Genomic DNA, 17,103 nt, shown 5'->3' on the forward strand with positions numbered 1-17,103 from the left:
TGTCAGAACCGCTGGCCAGAGCTTTCTGGCCGGAATTTCCCGGCCTGCGAGGAGCCCGCATGTCGAAGACAGCCCAGCTCGACCGAGACGCCGTACGAATCGGCGACCTGATGATCGGTCATGGGCTCCCCGTGGTGGTGATCGGCGGGGAGAACGCCCGGTGGCTGCGTCTGCCCGCCGCCGGCGACTCACCAGAGGCCCGCTACGACCGATCCGCCCAGTCCGACCGATCCGACCGATCCGACCGAGCGGCCGGGGCTGCCGGGAAGACAGACGGGGAGACGACGGGGGAGATGGCCGAGAAGGCGGCCGGGGAGGCGAGGGCGCGCTGGGCCGGGCCGTTGCTGGTGGAGCTGTCCTCGGCCGCCGACCTGCCCGCCGTGGCCAGGCATGCCGACGCGGTGGTGATCGGGCCGGCCTGGGCCCGCGAACCCGGTCTCGTCCGCGCCGCGGCCCGGCTCGGGCTGCCCGTGATCCTCCAGCGGGGGGTAGATCAGCGAGGACGGGCGGTGACGCTGGAGGAGTGGCTGGCCGCCGCCGACGACTGCGCGGCCGAGGGCAACGAGGCGATCGTGCTCTGCGAGAACGGTGGCCGTACGGAACCGGCCGGCGCCGCGTCCCACCTGCCGCCGTCCCACCTTTCCCCGTCCGATCTCGCGCCCGCCCCCGACTCCGGCCCTGCCTCTGATTCCGCCTCCGATTCCAACTCCGATTGCAACTCGGGCGCCGTCCTCGCACTCGGCCGCGCTCCCGACGCGACCGCCCACGCGGCTTTCGATTCAGCCTTCCGCTCAGCGCCCGACCTCGCGCTCATGCGCGCCGCGCGGGAGCGGACTGGTCGCCCGGTGCTCGCCGCGCTGGGCCGCGACGGCGGCCTCGCGGGCGCGGCCGTCGCGGCGGGGGCCGACGGCCTGCTGCTCGACCCCGCCGCACCACCCGAAGCGCGCGCGGCGGCCGACGAGGCGGCGACCGTCCTCGCGGCCCTCGTCCGCCCGCAGTCCCCGCGGACCCTGACCGAGGCCCGGGGGGAGATCGACCGGGTGGACGCGGCTCTCGCCGTCCTCCTCGAACGACGGGCCCTGCTGGCCGCGCGGATCCAGCGGCTCAAGCCCGTCGGCGGCTTCCAGGGACGGGACATGGAGCGCGAGCGCCGCCTGGTCGCGGGCATGGCCCGGCGCGCTCCCCGCCTGGGCGTACGGCGGCTCGCGCCGATTATGAACGCGGTGATCGAGGCGGGCCTGCACGCGGCGGAGGAGGAGAGAGCCCGCGACCGGGACACAGACGGCATGTGATCGCCAGGGCCCCACTGCTCGCATAAGGCTCTGCTCACGTGAGGCTCTGCCTCGTTCAGCGCCGCCTCATCCGAGGGCCGGCCCAGGGAACCGGGCAGGGGCTCAGTCGGGGGGCCCGATGTCAGCCGACGAAGCGCACCTCCTGGAAACGTCCGTCGTCGCCGCGCAGCACGGCGTGGGGGAGGTCGTCCAGCCAGTCGCGCGCCAGGAGATCGCTCTCGCCCTCCATGCAGGCTTGGTCGTCCGGCGGTGGATGTGCGAGGTCGGAGAGCACACGCCGCGCGGCCTGGAGCTCGTGCTTGGCGCCGAGCTTCTCGAAAAGGGCCAGCGCCTCGGCCATGCAGCGCCTGCCCTCCTCGCCTCCGGCGGCACGGCCGAGCGCCGACAGCGCCCTGGCCCGCGTTTCGGTGTCGCCGAGTTCGTCGGCGAGCGCGACCGCCCGCCGGCCCCACTCGACGGCCGACGGCCCGTGGCAGACGGCGCACCTGTTCGCGTACGCCGTGCTGAGGTTCAGGAAGATGACGGCCTGCGCGGGCCGGTCGTCGAGGTCACGGGCGGTGGCCAGGGCGGCGCACAACTGCCACAGGATGTACGACGACGTGCTCTTCGGGCGCCACGCGAAATAAGTGAGCGCGAGGTTGATCCGCGCTTCCATGAGAGCGGCGGGATGGCCCAGCCCGTGCGTGTCGAGCTGCTGGAGCAGCCCGACGGCCTCGGTCAGCACCTTCGCCGCCTCCGCGTGACGCCGCCTCGCGCGCAACGTGTCGCCCAGTGCGACGGCCGCGTGCGCCCTGCCGCGCAGATCACCCGCAAGGGTGCATATGCGCAGGTCGCGGCGGTGGCAGTCCTCCGCCTTCGCCAGGAACCCCATCCGCATGTACGTCAGCCCGAGGTTGTGCATGATTCGGCCTCGGGTCCGCTCGTCGGTGGCCAGGGCGAGGGCCGTTCTCAGGTGGGTGACCGAGTCCTCGTAGCACCCCGTGAGGCGATAAGCGTTGCCCAGGTTCGCCTCGACCGCGAGCACGGCGCGCGGCCCCAGCCGTCTGGCCACGTCCAGGGCGACCGGTGCCATGGCGAGCCACTCGTCGGTGAGCCGGCGGAACTCGAAGTAGGCGGGAAGGCTCACCGCGAGGGCGTGTGACCGTTCCCAGTCGCCACGTCCGGCGGCGGCGGTGACCGCCGCGGCGAGAACCCGCGCCTCGGCGTCCAGCCACACCACCGCCTCCTCCCGCGAGGCGAACGACGACTCTCGCCGGGCACGCTCCTCCGGCTGGGTCAGCCACGCCACGGCGGCGGAGATTCGGGCGCAGAAATGACCGAGGAGCCGGTCGAACGCCTCGTCCTGCCGGTCGGGCCCGGACCGGTCGCGTGCCCGCTCCCCGGCGTACAGGCGGACGAGGTCGTGCATGCGCCACCGGCCGTACGCGTCGCCGCGCTCGACGAGATGCGCGCGGTGCAGGGACTCCAGCAGGCGGCGGGCCGGTCTCTCGTCGAGGCCGGCGGTGACGGCGGCCGCCTCCGTGGACAGGTCGGGGCCGGGGCAGGCGGTCATCAGCCGGAATACGCGGGCCTCCTCCGCGCCGAGCCGGCGGTAGGACAGCTCGAAGGCGGCGCGCACCGCGCGGTCCTCGTACGCCAGCTCGTCGAGCCGGGTGGCCTCCTCCTCCAGGTCCTCCGCCATCGCGCGCAGAGGACGGGCCGGATCGGCGGCGAGCAACGCGGCGACGATGCACAGAGCCAGCGGAAGCCCGGCGCACAGACGGGCGATGTCCGCCGCCTCGGCGGGCTCGCGGGCGACCCGGGTGTCGGCGTCACCCCGGGCCAGGCGGAGCCGCCGGGCCAGGAGGTCCACGGCCGCACGGGGCGCGAGCATGCCGAGGTCGAAGACGCGCGCGCCCACGTCCAGCGTGTGCCGGGAGGTGACCAGCACCTTCCCGCTGCCGGGCAGCAGCGGCCGCACCTGCTCGGCCGAGGAGGCGTTGTCGAGGACCAGCAGGACCGGGCGGCCCTCCCCGGCGTAAGCGTCCAGCACCGTCGCGAACAGCCGGGCACGGTCCTGGGTGTCCGGGGGGATGCGTTCGGGGTCCAGGCCCAGCGCCCGCAGCAGCCCGCCGAGCACCCGCCCCGGCTGCGCCCCGCGCTGGTCGCCGTGCTCGGCATCGGGGTGGCTGTGGGAGGCGTGGTCGTGGGGGTCGCTGTAGCCCTGGGGGTCGCTGTATCCGTGGAGGTCGGTGAACAGCACGCCGCCGGGAAACCAGCCGCGCTCTCTCGCGATGTGCGCGGCCTGCAGGGCGAGCTCGGTCTTGCCCGCGCCGCCGAGGCCCGTGACGAGGGCGATGCGAGGGCGGAGCGGCCCGTCGCCCGTACCGGTACCGGCGTCCTCGGAAGCGGCGTCCTCGGAAGCGGCGTCCTGGGAAGCGGTGCGCTCAGGTGGGCCGAGCACATCGAGCAGTGCGGCAAGCTCGGTGTCCCTGCCTGTGAACCCCTCAGTCGGCGGGGGCGCACCGGACAGCGCCGGGGTCACCTCCGGCGGAAGCTGAACCGTGATGTTGTCGCCCTGGGTCACCGCGTTGAGGAAAAGCCCGCCGCTGATCGTGTAGCGGTCGGCCGCCACGCGTTCAGTCCTGCCCCGCGCGCTCGCCGGGGGCGGCGGAGCCGGGACCGGAGACGGCCGGTCCCGTGATGGTGTGCCCCTGGATGACCGGTCCGTGAAACGTGCCGCCGCTGATCTCGTAGTGCGCTCCGCCGCTCATCGCGCCTGTTTCGACGCTGCTCTCAGTACCAGTACCAGTACCAGTGCCAGCACCAGTCCCGGTTCCGGCGGCAGCTCTTTTCGGGGCGTCGTTCCCCGGAGCGCCCGTGCCGCTCGCCGGGGCACGCGCATGCTCCCGGCGGGTCAGCACCTGCCCCCAGACTCCGGCGGCCAGGCTGACGAGGCCGACAAAGAGCCCGATCACGCTCGCGAGTTTGTCAGCGTTGTCCAGGCCGACCGAGGAGAGGTACACGACGAGCGCCGCGCCGGCACCGAGTGCGGTGATCCCGCCGACCCATGTGAGGATACGTCCGCGCATATCCCCACTATTGTCGGGCCGGGGCTTTCGGGTGGACGGTTCGCTGACTTTCCGCCGCCTGCCGCAGTGGCCGCCACAGGGGTGCGGCCAAGCGCTTCAGTGACCGCTTCGCGGGGTGCTTCGGGGAGACGCGGCGTGGAGGCGGGCGCGGCTCGTCCTGCCGGTGGCCGCCGGCGCGCCGACCGAACCCGTACGGCGGGGCGGGCGGCGAGCGGAGCCACGGACTGGCGAGTGGGCGGTGGAAGCTACCGCCGGGTTGTGGCCGAACATGCGGGCGAAGGTGCGGGCCACGTCAGGGCTGAACATCCGGGCGAAGGTCTGGGAGAAATCGTGGCCGGCCGCCGGGAAGCGCATCGGGGAAACGGCGGCGGCCGCCTGGTTGCCTCCCGCGGCCAAAGGAACCCGGCCGCTTCCGGCGGAGAAGGGGAGCCTTCCGGCGGCCAGGGGGTGGCTGCCGTTTCCGGGTGCGGGGGTGGCCCGGCTCCCCGGGGTCCCCGCGCCTCCGGACGCCGGCCCGCCCGCCTGGGACGCGGCGTCGTCGTGCCGCCGGTGTTCGGCCTCCCGCTTCTTCTTCTCTTTCTCCTGCTTCTTGCGTTGCTTCTCCAGCGCCTCCTTCAGGCCCGGCGTGAAGCCGCCGCCGAACCTGGACATGTCCGGCGGGGTGAAGCCGTGCGCCGGAATGCCCCGCAGGGCGGCGCGCATGGAGTCCACCCAGATCGGGCCGGGCAGCGAGGCGCCCTGCACGGAGCCGTAGTACCGGCCGCCGATGGTGACGCCGGTGAGCGGATAGCGGTAGGAGCCGCGGATGTCGCCGACGCTGACGGCGGCGGCCAGGCTGGGCGTGTACCCCGCGAACCAGGCCGAGGTGTAGCCGTTGTTCGTGCCCGTCTTGCCCGCGGCGGGACGGCCGATGGACTGCCCGCGCATCGTGCCCTTGGTGAACACCCCCGTGAGCACGTGGCTGACCGCGTCGGCGACGGCCGGCTCCAGCGCGGTCACGCAGGCGGACGGCACCTCGGTCCGGGTGCCGTCGTGCTCCACCACCGCCGCGATGGCCATCGGCCTGCAGTAACGGCCGCGCGCGGCCAGCGCCGCGTACGCCGCCGCCACGGTCGTGGGATCCATCTCGTTGGCGCCCAGCGTGAACGTCGGCACCTCGCGGAGCGGCGAGCCGTCCGCGCGCCGGATGCCGAGCGACCGGGCCGTCGCGACCACGTCGCACAGCCCCACCTCGCGCTCCAGTCGCATGTAGAAGATGTTGACCGACTGCCAGGTGCCCATCTCCAGGCTGTACGGCCCGCCGCCGCCCTCACCGCCCGCGTTGTGGATGACCGTGTGGGGGTCGTTCACCGCCCGGCCCGAGCAGTCGCGGTAGCCGTACGACGGGACGTACGAACCGGGGATCGTGAAGCCGTCGCCGAACCGCATCCCCTGTTTCAGCGCGGTGGCCAGCGTGAACACCTTGAACGTCGAGCCCGCCTGGAGGCCGAGGCCGCCGCCGTGCGCGACGTCGGCCGCGAGGTTGTAGGTGGTGTTGCGCCCGAGGGCGCGGTCGTGCGGGTTGCGCCCGTACCGCTTGCTCACCGCCATCGCGCGGATGCGCCCGGTGCCCGGCTCGATCATCGTCTCGGACGCCACCTGGTTGTCGCGCGGGCTGACCCGCGCGGCGAGGGCCCGGTCCGCGGCCCGCTGCGCGGCGGGGTCGATGGTCGTCCAGATCGTGAGGCCGCCCCGCTGGAGGCGTCGCTCCCGGTCTGCCCTGGTGTAGCCGAACGCGGGGTTCGTCAGCACCTCCCGCTCGACGTACACGCAGAAGAAGGGGTACGTGCTGCCCGCGCAGCCGCCGGGCTCGGGACGCAGGTGGAGCGCCAGCGGCGCGGCCGCCGCGTCACTGGCCTGGTCCCGGCCGATCAGCCCGAGCTCGGCCATCCGGCTCAGGACGAGGTCGCGCCGGGCGCGCAGCCGCCCTCTGTGGTCGTCGCCCAGGGACGGGTCGGTGTCGTACGGCGTGCGCACCGCGCCGGCCAGCGTGGCCGCCTGCGTCAGCGTGAGGTCGGCGGCGTCGACCCCGAAGAACCGCCGGGCCGCCGCCTGGACGCCGAAGGCGCCCGCGCCGAAGTAGGCGATGTTGAGGTAGCGCTCCAGGATCTGGTCCTTGGTGTACTTGCGCTCCAGCGCCAGCGCGTACCGCAGCTCGTCCAGTTTGCGGCGGAAGGTGCGTACGAGGGCCTGCGCGCGCTCCTGCTCCGTCTCGGCCTGGGTCAGCATGATGTTCTTGACGAGCTGCTGGCTGATGGACGAGCCGCCCTGCCGGATGCCGCCCGCCTGGGTGTTGGTGACGAGCGCCCGCAGCGTGCCCTTGAGGTCGAGGCCGCCGTGCTCGTAGAACCGGGAGTCCTCGATGGCGACGATGGCCTGCCGCATGACCGGGGCGACCGCGCTCAGCGGCACCGACTGCCGGTTCTGGTAGTAGAACTGGGCGATCTGCCGGCCGTCGCGGTCGAGCAGCCGCGTCATCTCGGGCAGCGGCTCCTCCCGCAGCGGCGCGGGCAGCTCGGTGAACGCGGACGCGGCACGCTTGGCCGCCAGGCCGGCCCCGCCCACGAAGGGCATGACCAGCCCGGCGACCAGTCCGCCTCCGGCCGCGCCGCACAGGCTCAGCGAGAGGAGGGCGCGCCCGAGACTGACACGCCCGAGACCAGCGTGGCCGAGGAGACGAGAGGTCACGGGATATCAGTGCGACCTCCGGCGTTCTCCCAAACCCGGGAGGCGGAAAGCTTTACGTCAGCCTGTTGATCTTCAACCCCAGAGAGGTGAACTGTTCGAACGGCCTGTGGTATCCGCGTTCGATGTGGTTGACGCCGCGCAGGGTCGAGGTGCCCTCGGCGACGGCGGCGGCCAGCACCGCGGAGAACCCGGCGCGGATGTCGGGCAGCGTGACGTCGGCCCCGCGCAGGTTGGAGATGCCCCGCACGACCGCCGAGTGCTTGGCGTTGGTGTCGTGGTAGCGGCAGGCCGGTCCGCCGAGGCACTGGGCGAACACCTCGATCTCGCAGCCCATCTTCTGCAGCGCGGGCACGTACACCAGGCGGTTCTCGAAGACCGTCTCGTGCAGCACCGACATGCCCTCGGCGCGGGTGAACAGCACCATGAGCGGCGTCTGCCAGTCCGTCATGAAACCGGGATGGGTGTCGGTCTGCACCGCCGCCGCGCGCAGGCCGTCCGGGGCCGAGGCGCACAGCCAGTCGTCGGTTATCTCGAACCGCGCGCCCATCCTGGCGAGCGTCGTGATGGCCGTGACCAGCCGGTCCTGGTGGCAGCCGTGCACTCGCACCTCGCCGCCCGTCACCAGCCCCGCCACGAGGTACGAGAACGCCTCGATGCGGTCGCCGGCCAGCCAGGTGGAGGCGCCGTGCAGGCGCTCGACGCCCTCGATGACGATGCGCCGGTCGGGGCTGAGCTCGATCATGGCGCCCATGCGCTGGAGGAACAGCGCGAGCTCGACCACCTCGGGCTCCATGGCGGCGCCCTTGATGACGGTCTTGCCCTCGGCGAGGACGGCGGTCATCAGGATCGTCTCGGTCGCGCCCACACTGGGGTAGGGAAGCGAGATGCGGCTGCCGCGCAATCGGGCCGCCTTGGCCGTGATGCCGTTGTCGCCGACCTCGATCTCGGCGCCCATCGACCGCAGCGCCTCGACGTGGAAGTTCACCGGCCGCCTGCCGATCGGGTCGCCGCCGACGAGCGGCACGAACGCCTCGCCCGCCAGGTGCAGCAGCGGGCCGAGCATCAGGATCGGGATGCGGTTGAGGCCGGTGTACTCCTCCGGGACCCGCGGCCGGATGTCGCTGCCCCGCTCGATGGTGATCTCACCGGGGGTGATGTCCACGTGGATGCCGAGGGCTTCGAGCATGGCGGCGGTCAGCCCCACCTCGCCGACCTCGGGCGCGTTCTGCAGGGTGCTCGGACCGGTTCCGAGCATCGCCGCCACCATGTGCTTGGAGACCGCGTTCTTCGATCCCCTGACCTCCACGTCGCCCCGCAACGGGCCCGACGGGTCGATCTGCCAAACCTCTTCGCTCACTCGGCCTCCCTTGGCCCCACCCATGCCGTGCGTCCCCCGCACTCGGTCCTGCAAGAGTACGGGACCGAATTCGATCGCTATGTGAGTACTATCGGGACGGTGCGGCATGTGAGGGGCAATCTGGCGACCGTCGTCGTGACCGTCCTGGTGCTGGCCCTCCTCGGCGTCGTCGCCGGGTACGTGTGGTCGGTGCTCGCCCCCGCCACCCGCTACGTGATCTTCGAGGGGACGCGCCAGCCCGTCGACCCGGAGACGCAGTCGCTCATCGAGGCCGATGGCTGGTTCGCCGTGGTCACCGGCGCGTTCGGCCTGGCCTCCGGCATCGTGGGTTACGTGCTGTCGCGCCGCCACCCGCCGGTCGAGATGCTCGTGGGGCTCGCCGCCGGCGGCCTGCTCGCCGGGTATGTCGCCCTGATGGCCGGCACCTCCGCGAAGGGGACCGTCCAGGCGGCGGGACCCGGCGGCTTCACCACCACGACGTCCCTGGGAGTGACGGCGTACGGCGTGCTGTTCGCCTGGCCCCTGCTGTCCACCGCGGTCTTCTGGGTCGTCGAGTTCGCCGTGAGCTACCGTCAGCGCGAAGGCTGACGCCACCGGCGGTGTGCGGCCTCACGCCCGCGGGCCGGCTCTTTCCCGGCAGTATCGTGATCAGTGTCATGCTGAGACTGGAGTTCACCGACGCCGACCTGCGCCAGATCACCGTCGCCGCCACTCCGGACGCGGTGCTGGAAACAGCCCTCAGCGTGCGGCGGCTGCGTACCGGGCCGGGCGGGGGGAGCCGGTCGAGCCCCGGCCTGCGGCGGCTGCGCCACGTGGTGAAGGGCGGCCTGGCGGCGCGGGCGGGCGTGCTCCTGGAGGTGGTCCCGCCCGACGGCTTCCTCCCGGACTTCCTGCTGCAGCCGGAGGCGCGTGACTTCGCCACCGGAGTCGAGCTGGTCGGCCAGGTGCCCGCGACGCTGCTCGCCGCCGACCTGAGCGAACTGCTCCCGTCTCCGAGGCCGAGCCGCTGGCTGCGGGAGCTGGCCTCCGGGGACGCCGCGGCGCGGCGGACGCTCACCGCCGACCTGCACGCCTACTTCGGCTCGTCACTGGCCCCCATCTGGCCGCTGGTCCAGGCCGGTGTCGCCGCCGACCGTTCCCTGCGGGCCGAGACCCTGCTCCGCGGCGGTATCGACGCGCTGCTCGCCACGATCAACCCATGGTGGCGCTGGCGGCCCCCCGTGCTGGAGATTCCCTCACCGCTCGCTTACCACGTCCCGCTGTGCGGCCGCGGGCTGCTGCTGGTCCCCTCGTACTTCGCGCCGACGTCCCTGCTGGCCTGGCGGCCCGACCAGCCCACCGTGCTGGTCTACCCGCTGTGCCACAACGACCGGACCGGCTTCGCCGACGCCCTCGGCCCGCTGCTCGGGCGCACCCGGGCCGCGGTCCTGGCCGCGCTGCGCGATCCGGCGACGACGACCTCCCTGGCCGAGCGGGTGGGGGTGTCCCTCGCCTCCGCCAGCCAGCACGCCACGGTCCTGCGCAACGCCGGGCTGGTCGCCACGACCCGGGCCGGCGGAGCCGTCCTGCACGCGCTGACCCCGCTGGGAGAGGCCCTCCTGCGGGGCGACGCCGCCGCCGGATAGCACCTGCCGGTCAGCCGTTCAGCCGTTCAGCCGGTCGGCTCGGGCAGGCGGGGAGCGGTCCGCCAGAAGCCGGTCGCCTGCTCGAAGGCGTGCCCGAGGCGCAGGACGTCCATGTCGGCCCACGGCCGGCCGACGATCTGCAGGCCGACCGGGAGCCCGTCGGACGTGAAACCGCAGGGCACCGACATCGCGGGCGCGTGCAGCACGCTGATCCAGTAGCAGGAGCGCATCCAGGCCAGGTAGTCGGGCATCTCCACCCCGGCCACCTCCGTGACGTACGGCTGCTCGACCGGGAACGGCGGCACCTGGCTGACGGGCGCCACGAGGAAGTCGTACCGGCCGAAGAAGCGCCGCATGCGGTGCCAGAGCCGGGTGCGCAGGCGCTCGGCCCGCCCGAGTTCGGCCCCGGTGACCTTCCGTCCCTGCTCCACGTTCCACGCCACGTTGGGGCCCACCTCGGGGAAGTCGCCGAAGGCGAGTGCGTAGTGCCACGACCGGTAGACGCGGAACGCCTCCTCCGCGTCGGACAGGTCCAGGTCGACCTGCTCGACCTTCACGCCCAGGCCGGTCAGCTCCTCCACCGCCCGCGCCGTCGCCGCCGCGGTACGCGGGTCGACCGGCAAGCCCCCGAGATCGGGGCTGAAAGCCACCCGGACGGATGTGAGGTCCATGTCCAGCGGTTCCGCGAACGCCGACCCGTCCTCACGAATCGAAAGCGGCGAGACCGGGTCGAACCCGGCGATGGCCGACATGAACAGTGCCAGATCACCGGCCGTACGGGCCATCGCTCCCGCCACGCTCAACGTGAACCAGGCCGCCGTCGGCGACTTCGACGGCACCCGGCCGGGAGTCGGCCGCAGGCCCGCCACGTTGCAGAAGGACGCGGGGTTGCGCAGTGAACCGCCCATGTCCGAACCGTCGGCGAGCGGCACCATCCGGCAGGCCAGCGCCGCTGCGGCCCCGCCGCTGCTGCCGCCCGCGCTCTTCGACAGGTCGTAGGGGTTGCGCGTCGCGCCGAAGACCTCGTTGACCGTGTGGGACCCGGTGCCGAACTCGGGGGTGTTCGTCTTGCCGAGCATGATCCCGCCCGCCTCGCGGATGCGGCGCACCAGGGGATCGTCCTCGACGGGCACATGGTCGGCGAACGCCCGCGAGCCGTACGTCGTCCGCACGCCGGCGGTGTCGGCGAGGTCCTTGTGCGCGACCGGGATGCCGTGCAGCGGCCCGTGCACCATGCCACGTGCGAGGTCCTCGTCGGCCCGCGCGGCCTGGTCGAGCGCCCGCTCCGCGATAAGTGTCACGATGGCGTTGACCTGCGGATTCGTCTCTTCGATTCGCCGCAGGCACGCCTGCGTCAGCTCGACGGCGCTCACCTCCCGCGCCCGCAGCAGCGCGGCCATCTCCGTCGCCGTCAGGTCCGCCGCCCCGCTGTCGTGGCCGGCCTGTTCGCCGTGTTCGCTCACACTTCCCCCGATCCCTCCGGCTATCGCCAGTGTCGAGGCGGGTGAGCCGTACCGGCGATGGCAACAGTCGACAGGTTCACAGCTTGGCGATGGGGGCGGTCACCGCCTGCGCGAGCCGGACGAGGTTCTCCGGTGCCGTCTCGATCTGCAGGCCACGCCGCCCGGCGGAGAAGTAGACGGTCTCGAAGCCGAGCGCCGACTCGTCCACCACGGTCGGCAGTCGCTTGCGCTGGCCGAGCGGGCTGATGCCCCCGACGACGTAGCCGGTGGTCCGCTCGACCTTGGCCGCGTCGGCCATCGCCGCCCGCTTGCCCTTCAGCGCCGCCGCGAACGCCTTGAGGTCGAGCTTGCCCGCCACCGGCACGACCGCGACCGCCAGGCCCGCCTCGGTCTCCGCCACCAGCGTCTTGAAGATCCGCTCGTACGGCACTCCGAGCGCGTCGGCCGCCTCCTCACCGTACGCCTGCGCGTTCGGGTCGTGGTCGTAGGGGTGGAGGGTGAACTCCGCCTTCGCCTGCGTGAGGGCGACCGTCGCCGGAGTGCTCTGGCCGCCCTTGCTCTTGGTCTTGCTCACGACCGCAAGCCTAACGGCGGCACCCCCGACGTTCCCGTCCCAGTGCCCCTGCCGTCCCGCTGTTCCCGCCACGCCGCGGTCGCTGTGATGCCCCTGCCGGTGCGGCCCCTGCCGTCCCGCGGTCCCTACTGCCGCTGCATCCCGCCGTCCCCGCCGTTTTTGCACTCGCCCGGCCACGACTGCACGCCGAGCCTGCCCGTGCCGAGCCTGCCCTGCCGAACTGGCCGAGGCAGACAGCCAGAAAGCCGAGCAGGCGGGCCAGGGCCGGCCGTACCAGCGGGTTCATTCGCGTTGCCGGAAGGAAGCGAAGCGGCCAAGGAAGGTGAAGGCCCAGCGATCTTCGCCGACCTTCCGGCGCAAGTAGCGGCCGGGACGGCGGTAGCGGTCACGGTTGTGGAACTGGCACGCCGGTCCCAGCAGCTTCAGGTCGGTAAGCCCGCCGCTGCACCAGTTGTCCGCGTGGTCGATCTCGCACATTGTGGCGGGCAGGGGGCAGCCCTCGACCCAGCAGGTGGCGTACCGGGCGAAGACCGCCCGGCGCTGTGCGGGCGTGGCGAGGCGGACCTTGCGGCCCATGTCGAGCACCTGCCCGTCGGCATCCATCACGATCCGTACCAGGGCACTGGTGCGAGCCAGACGATGCACGCTGGCAACGGGGAGCATCTGCCCGGTGGCCAGCAACAGCCCGGGCGCGGTCCCGAGCAGCGCCCACGCCAAAGCCGTCGGTGTACCCGGCCCTCCCTCCGGTTCGTCTGGTGGCCCGTCCGGTTCGTCCGGGGTTGCCTCCGACCCGGCTGGTGTCCCCTCCGGTTCGTCCGGGGTTGCCTCCGACCCGGCTGGTGTCCCCTCCGGTTCCTCCGGGGTTGCTCCTGCGGCCGTGGTCTGCTCATGCCTGCCTTGTCCAGGCCAAATTTGCTGGGCCACGGATGCACCGTCGGCGGCGGGGCTGGTCGTGGCGGGGGAAGGGGTGGCGGAGACACCGTCGGCGGGAGCGGGAACGCCGTCGCCGTGGGCAGGCTGGACGCGCCTGGTTAGGGGGCTGTCATCGGAAACCCGGCCAGCAGGATCGTCATCGGCCGCAGCGGTGCTGTCCGGGCCGCTGCACCCAGAGCAGTCGGGTTCGGCCTTCTTCACGGGAACCGGATTTCCGGCAGGAACAGGGTCGCCGTCAGGGACGGGCCCCTTGTCGGAAGCGGGACCGTCGGCGGGGGACGGCCTCTTGCCGGAAGCGGGACCGTCGGCGGGGGCCGGTCCCTTGCCGGAACCAGTGCCGTCGGCGGAGACAGTGCTGTCGGAGGGAAGGGGGTCGTCGTTGGGAAGGGACTCCGCTCTGACCATCACGAGAAGCTCAGCGGCGACCTTCTGCCCGAGGAGCGCGATGAACGCGTCCGCGTTGCGTACCCGTCGCGGCCGGTCATCTCCCTCGGCCCTGGGCTTGCCATAGGTCTGCAGCAACGTCATCAGGCGCGCGGCCGCCTCGCGGGGAAGGTAGAACTGCCCTTCCACTCCGCCGTTCTTGGTGGGGCGTACCGTCATGAAGCGCCGCTGGTAGTCGGCTTGCTCATCCTGCTCTTCCCCGTCGGGATCCAGCAGCGCCCGCAGATACCGTCCCGCCTTGGACACTTCCGCGGCGGTCGCCTTTTCGGCCAATTCCACCAGAATCGGCTCGGCCAGCGCTGCATTGTCATCCGACAGCCCGGCCGTCGCGGCGCAGATAGCCTCCGCCACCCCGGCCGCCATCTCGCCCGTGGCGAACCGCCGCGCCACCTCCGGCAGACGGGTCAGCTCCTCGCTGAGGGTCAGCATACGACTCGCTTCAGGCGTGCTCATTCCCCCAGCGGTGCGCAGCCAGGTCCGCGTCGAGGCGTGCCCATGCTGCTTGGCCTGCCCCGTTCGATGTACGCGGCCGACGCGCTCAGCCAGCGCACTCATAATCCGGTCGCGGGCGAACAGCAGGTCCTCGGCTTCGGCCAGACAGATCTCCGCCGCATCCGGGGCCGGCATCAACGCCAACGCCTGCGCCGTCTCGCGCAACGATGCCACCAGCATCCAGGACGACCGTTCCCGGTGGTTGCTACGACCGTCGGTGTCCGAGTCCGCCGAAGCCCTGGTACCCCCGAATCCGGTATCCCCGAATCCGGTGCGGTCGAATTCACGGTCACTGGATCCGCAATCCGGTCCGCTGCTGTTGTATCCGCGGCCCGTGCCAGGACCGGCCGTCCCACTGCCGGTTGCTCCGCGTTCGGCGTCGTCGCAATTATTCGAACGGTGAAGGTCGCCAGGACCAAAGCCGAACAGACCCATGGCACCTCCCCCGTTTGGAAACTCGAAAGCCTGTATGAATTCTCCCATGCCCCTGTTGGCGAGAACAGTCTTGCCAGCTACATTGTTGGAGCTGCAGGCTGTCGTCGATCGAATCAATTCTCCGGGGCATTTTTACTAATTGCCTGTTTCGCTCCACGTCGTAGCCGCACCTGGAACAGCCCGCCGGCGGGGGAGAGGCGCGTGATCGCCGCCGCATAAGTGCGTGGTAGAGCGCTGCGGCGAGTTGGCGTGGGCAGGCTGCGGCGACAAGTAAAGGGGTGGGTGGCCTGGCCTGGGAGGGCTGGATCCAGGCGCGCCGTGAAGTCGCACCTGTGCCTGAGGCGGTCACTTGGCCGGCCTCCATCGCGAGGGCCGTGAACTGGATGCGGCAGTGCGTCAGCGGACGGCGGGGACGGACACGCTGCGGGACAAGGCTGATGAGCAACGGTGCGTCGGGGCGTCACGCGCCGGACGGCGGCGAATAGGCCCGGGACCTCGGTGCCGTCCCGGGATGATGTTCAAGCTCAGGGGCGCGGCAGGGCGGTGCAGGGGCGAGGACGCGGTCGGGCGGTGTGGCCGGGGCGCGGGTCGCGTCGGGGGCGGTGCGTTCTGGGCGGCGGCAGGTAGGCGCCTGGCCTCGGTGCCGCCTGGTCAGGATGCGGCAGGGGCGAGGACGCGGTCGGGCGGTGTGGCCGGGGCGCGGGTCGCGTCGGGGGCGGTGCGTTCTGAGCGGCGGCGGGCGGTCGCCTGGCTTCGGTGCTGTCTGTTCAGGATGCGGCAGGGGCAGGCAGGCGTAGGGACAGCGGTAAGGGCGGTGTCGGCGGGTTGGTGTGGTCGGGGTGCGGGGTGCGGGGTGCGGGGCGCGGGGTGCGTCAGGGGGTTGTGGTCCGGACGGTGGCGAACACGCTGCGGGCATCGGTGCCGTCCGGCAGGCGCCAGCCGGCCGTCACGTGTCCCTGAGCCCCCGTCGTGTCCTCTTCGCCGGGCAGCAGCACACGGTTCACCCGGATCACCAGTCCTCCGTCCTGGTCGCGCTGCGGACCCTCCCCTGCGCCTTCCGTGCCTTCCGGCGCGACCGTACCTGCCCGTACGGCGATGTCGGTGCATCGCGGTCCGCTGGTCGCGGCCGTCGAGGTGACCGGGCCGGTGATCCGAGGTCCCGTGAAGCCGCTGACGACGGTGGGGTCGGTGGTGTTGCTCTCGCTCTGGGCCTGCGGCTCGGCCTCGCCCTGGAGGAGTGCCAAGAGTTGTGCGACGAGGACCGGGTCATGGGTGCCGTCGTAGACCCACCGCGGTCCGAGGACCCCGTGCTCCGTGGTGCCGATGAGGGCATGATCCGCTCCGTCGAGCGGCGCCCCCCGGTAGGTGAGCGGCACGAGGTAGGAGAGCGTCTCGTCACCGGAGTCGTCGGTGACGACCATGAACTCGATGCCGACCTCGCCCTGCGGGTCGTCGAGCCGGAAGCCGCCGGCTCTGGCGAGCTCCGGGTGGCGCTCCCCGCCTTCGTACCAGGGCTGGGAAGGAAGCCACGAGGTGAGGAGTTCCAGTTTGCCGGGCGTCAGCGTGGTCTTGTGGATGACAGCCATAGCTCGAAGGCCCTCCGTCGCGATCTCGTCACCATGCCGCCCCCAGGTCCTGGCGTCACAGGCCGGGAACGATCCGCTGGTAACGATCATCGTCTCACACGGGGGCGGCTCATCGGGCGTGCCGGGCCGAGCGCCGTCCGGACGGCAAGCCGGGACGGAAAGCCCGGAGGGCAAGCCCGGGTAAACAGCCTGGACAGTCAGCCTGGACGGTCAGCCCGATGAACGGCTCGTCGGTGTCGGGCCCGGTGGCCGGCCGGTCAGGGGGAGATCACCTCCGTAACCGCCCTGGCCAGGGCGGACGCGAGGGCGGGCGACGGTTCGGCGTCGGTGACGAGACCGGACGGGCCGTCCAGGCCGCACACCCGGTAGGCGGCGACCCTGCCGTGCTTCTCCGTGTCGGCGAGCACGTACGTCCGCGCGGTGCGGGCGAGGATCACGCGCTTGGTCGCGACCTCGTCCAGGAAATAGTCGGTCAGCCCGGCGTGCGCGTCCACCCCGCCCGAGCCGAGGAAGGCGACGTCGGCGCGCAGGTCCTCGAAGAACTCCACCGTCCGGGCGTTGGAGACGGCCAGGTCGCCCTGCCGGACGCGCCCGCCCGCCACGAGCACCTCGACGCCGGGACGGCCGGCGAGCTCGGCCGCCACCAGCAGCGAGCAGGTGGCGACCACCCCGCGGAACGACGGGGGAACGGCCCGAGCCAGGTGGACCGCGGTGGTTCCCACGTCGATGATCACCGTCTGCCTCGGCCGCAGCAGCCCCGCCGCGAGCCCGCCGATCACGGCCTTCGCCTCGGACTGGCTGGTCGAGCGTTCCAGATAGGACAGCTCCTCCCCGGTGCCCGACGGCGCCGAGGTTGCCCCGCCGTGCACGCGGACCAGCAGCGCGCGGCGCTCCAGGACCGCCAGGTCGCGCCGTACGGTCTCGTGGGACACGCCGAGCAGCGCGGCGAGGTCCTCGGTGCGTACGGTCCCCTTCCGCCCGAGGGTTTCGATGATCCGCTGGTGGCGCTGGGCGGGAAGCACACGACCCTCTTTCCGGCCATTCCAGGCCGACCGAACATGACCGATGTCGCCCGAGAGTGTGGATCGGTGCCCGAAAACCTGT

Annotated in this window: 12 protein-coding genes; 3 read left to right on the forward strand and 9 right to left on the reverse strand. The window is 72.3% G+C overall.

Features of this window, described 5'->3' with window-relative positions; all coding sequences use genetic code 11:
• Positions 1-59: 59 nt before the first annotated feature.
• Positions 60-1,292: a chorismate mutase gene (locus Mam01_RS37580; protein WP_373868674.1), complete on the forward strand. Its 1,233-nt coding sequence runs from the start codon at positions 60-62 to the stop codon at positions 1,290-1,292.
• Between the two features lie 121 nt (positions 1,293-1,413).
• Here the strand turns inward: Mam01_RS37580 and Mam01_RS02115 are convergent, their stop codons facing one another.
• The 4 genes from Mam01_RS02115 to murA all read right to left on the reverse strand — a co-directional run bounded on the left by Mam01_RS02115 (position 1,414) and on the right by murA (position 8,447).
• Positions 1,414-3,906, reverse strand: coding sequence for a tetratricopeptide repeat protein (locus tag Mam01_RS02115; RefSeq protein ID WP_204283695.1), 2,493 nt, complete (start codon positions 3,904-3,906; stop codon positions 1,414-1,416).
• 4 nt (positions 3,907-3,910) lie between these two features.
• A complete protein-coding gene (locus Mam01_RS02120) occupies positions 3,911-4,363 on the reverse strand; it encodes a hypothetical protein (RefSeq protein WP_204283697.1) in 453 nt (150 codons plus the stop codon).
• A 96-nt stretch (positions 4,364-4,459) separates the two neighbouring features.
• Positions 4,460-7,090 carry a transglycosylase domain-containing protein gene (locus Mam01_RS02125; RefSeq protein WP_239100962.1) on the reverse strand — a complete coding sequence of 877 codons (2,631 nt, stop codon included), beginning with the start codon at positions 7,088-7,090 and terminating at the stop codon, positions 4,460-4,462.
• 52 nt (positions 7,091-7,142) lie between these two features.
• Positions 7,143-8,447, reverse strand: coding sequence for a UDP-N-acetylglucosamine 1-carboxyvinyltransferase (murA, locus tag Mam01_RS02130; protein WP_150933110.1), 1,305 nt, complete (start codon positions 8,445-8,447; stop codon positions 7,143-7,145).
• Positions 8,448-8,546: 99 nt separating this feature from the next.
• Here murA and Mam01_RS02135 point away from each other — a divergent pair, with 99 nt between their 5' ends.
• Together Mam01_RS02135 and Mam01_RS02140 are read left to right on the forward strand one after the other, a co-directional pair.
• Complete coding sequence (locus Mam01_RS02135; protein WP_204283699.1) at positions 8,547-9,035, forward strand: hypothetical protein; 489 nt, start codon at positions 8,547-8,549, stop codon at positions 9,033-9,035.
• A gap of 68 nt (positions 9,036-9,103) precedes the next feature.
• A complete protein-coding gene (locus tag Mam01_RS02140; protein WP_204283700.1) occupies positions 9,104-10,072 on the forward strand; it encodes an ArsR/SmtB family transcription factor in 969 nt (322 codons plus the stop codon).
• Positions 10,073-10,098: 26 nt separating this feature from the next.
• On the opposite strand, the gene Mam01_RS02145 is transcribed toward Mam01_RS02140, so the two are convergent.
• The 5 genes from Mam01_RS02145 to Mam01_RS02165 all read right to left on the reverse strand — a co-directional run bounded on the left by Mam01_RS02145 (position 10,099) and on the right by Mam01_RS02165 (position 17,021).
• Positions 10,099-11,535: an amidase gene (locus tag Mam01_RS02145; protein WP_239100963.1), complete on the reverse strand. Its 1,437-nt coding sequence runs from the start codon at positions 11,533-11,535 to the stop codon at positions 10,099-10,101.
• Positions 11,536-11,611: 76 nt separating this feature from the next.
• Positions 11,612-12,109 carry a Cys-tRNA(Pro) deacylase gene (gene ybaK / locus Mam01_RS02150; protein WP_150933113.1) on the reverse strand — a complete coding sequence of 166 codons (498 nt, stop codon included), beginning with the start codon at positions 12,107-12,109 and terminating at the stop codon, positions 11,612-11,614.
• A gap of 282 nt (positions 12,110-12,391) precedes the next feature.
• Positions 12,392-14,413, reverse strand: coding sequence for an HNH endonuclease signature motif containing protein (locus tag Mam01_RS02155; protein WP_204283702.1), 2,022 nt, complete (start codon positions 14,411-14,413; stop codon positions 12,392-12,394).
• A gap of 872 nt (positions 14,414-15,285) precedes the next feature.
• Positions 15,286-15,999, reverse strand: coding sequence for a maltokinase N-terminal cap-like domain-containing protein (locus Mam01_RS02160; protein ID WP_204283704.1), 714 nt, complete (start codon positions 15,997-15,999; stop codon positions 15,286-15,288).
• Between the two features lie 257 nt (positions 16,000-16,256).
• Positions 16,257-17,021: a DeoR/GlpR family DNA-binding transcription regulator gene (locus tag Mam01_RS02165; protein ID WP_204283706.1), complete on the reverse strand. Its 765-nt coding sequence runs from the start codon at positions 17,019-17,021 to the stop codon at positions 16,257-16,259.
• Positions 17,022-17,103 lie beyond the last annotated feature (82 nt).

The organism is Microbispora amethystogenes, from assembly GCF_016863015.1.
Lineage (GTDB): Bacteria > Actinomycetota > Actinomycetes > Streptosporangiales > Streptosporangiaceae > Microbispora > Microbispora amethystogenes.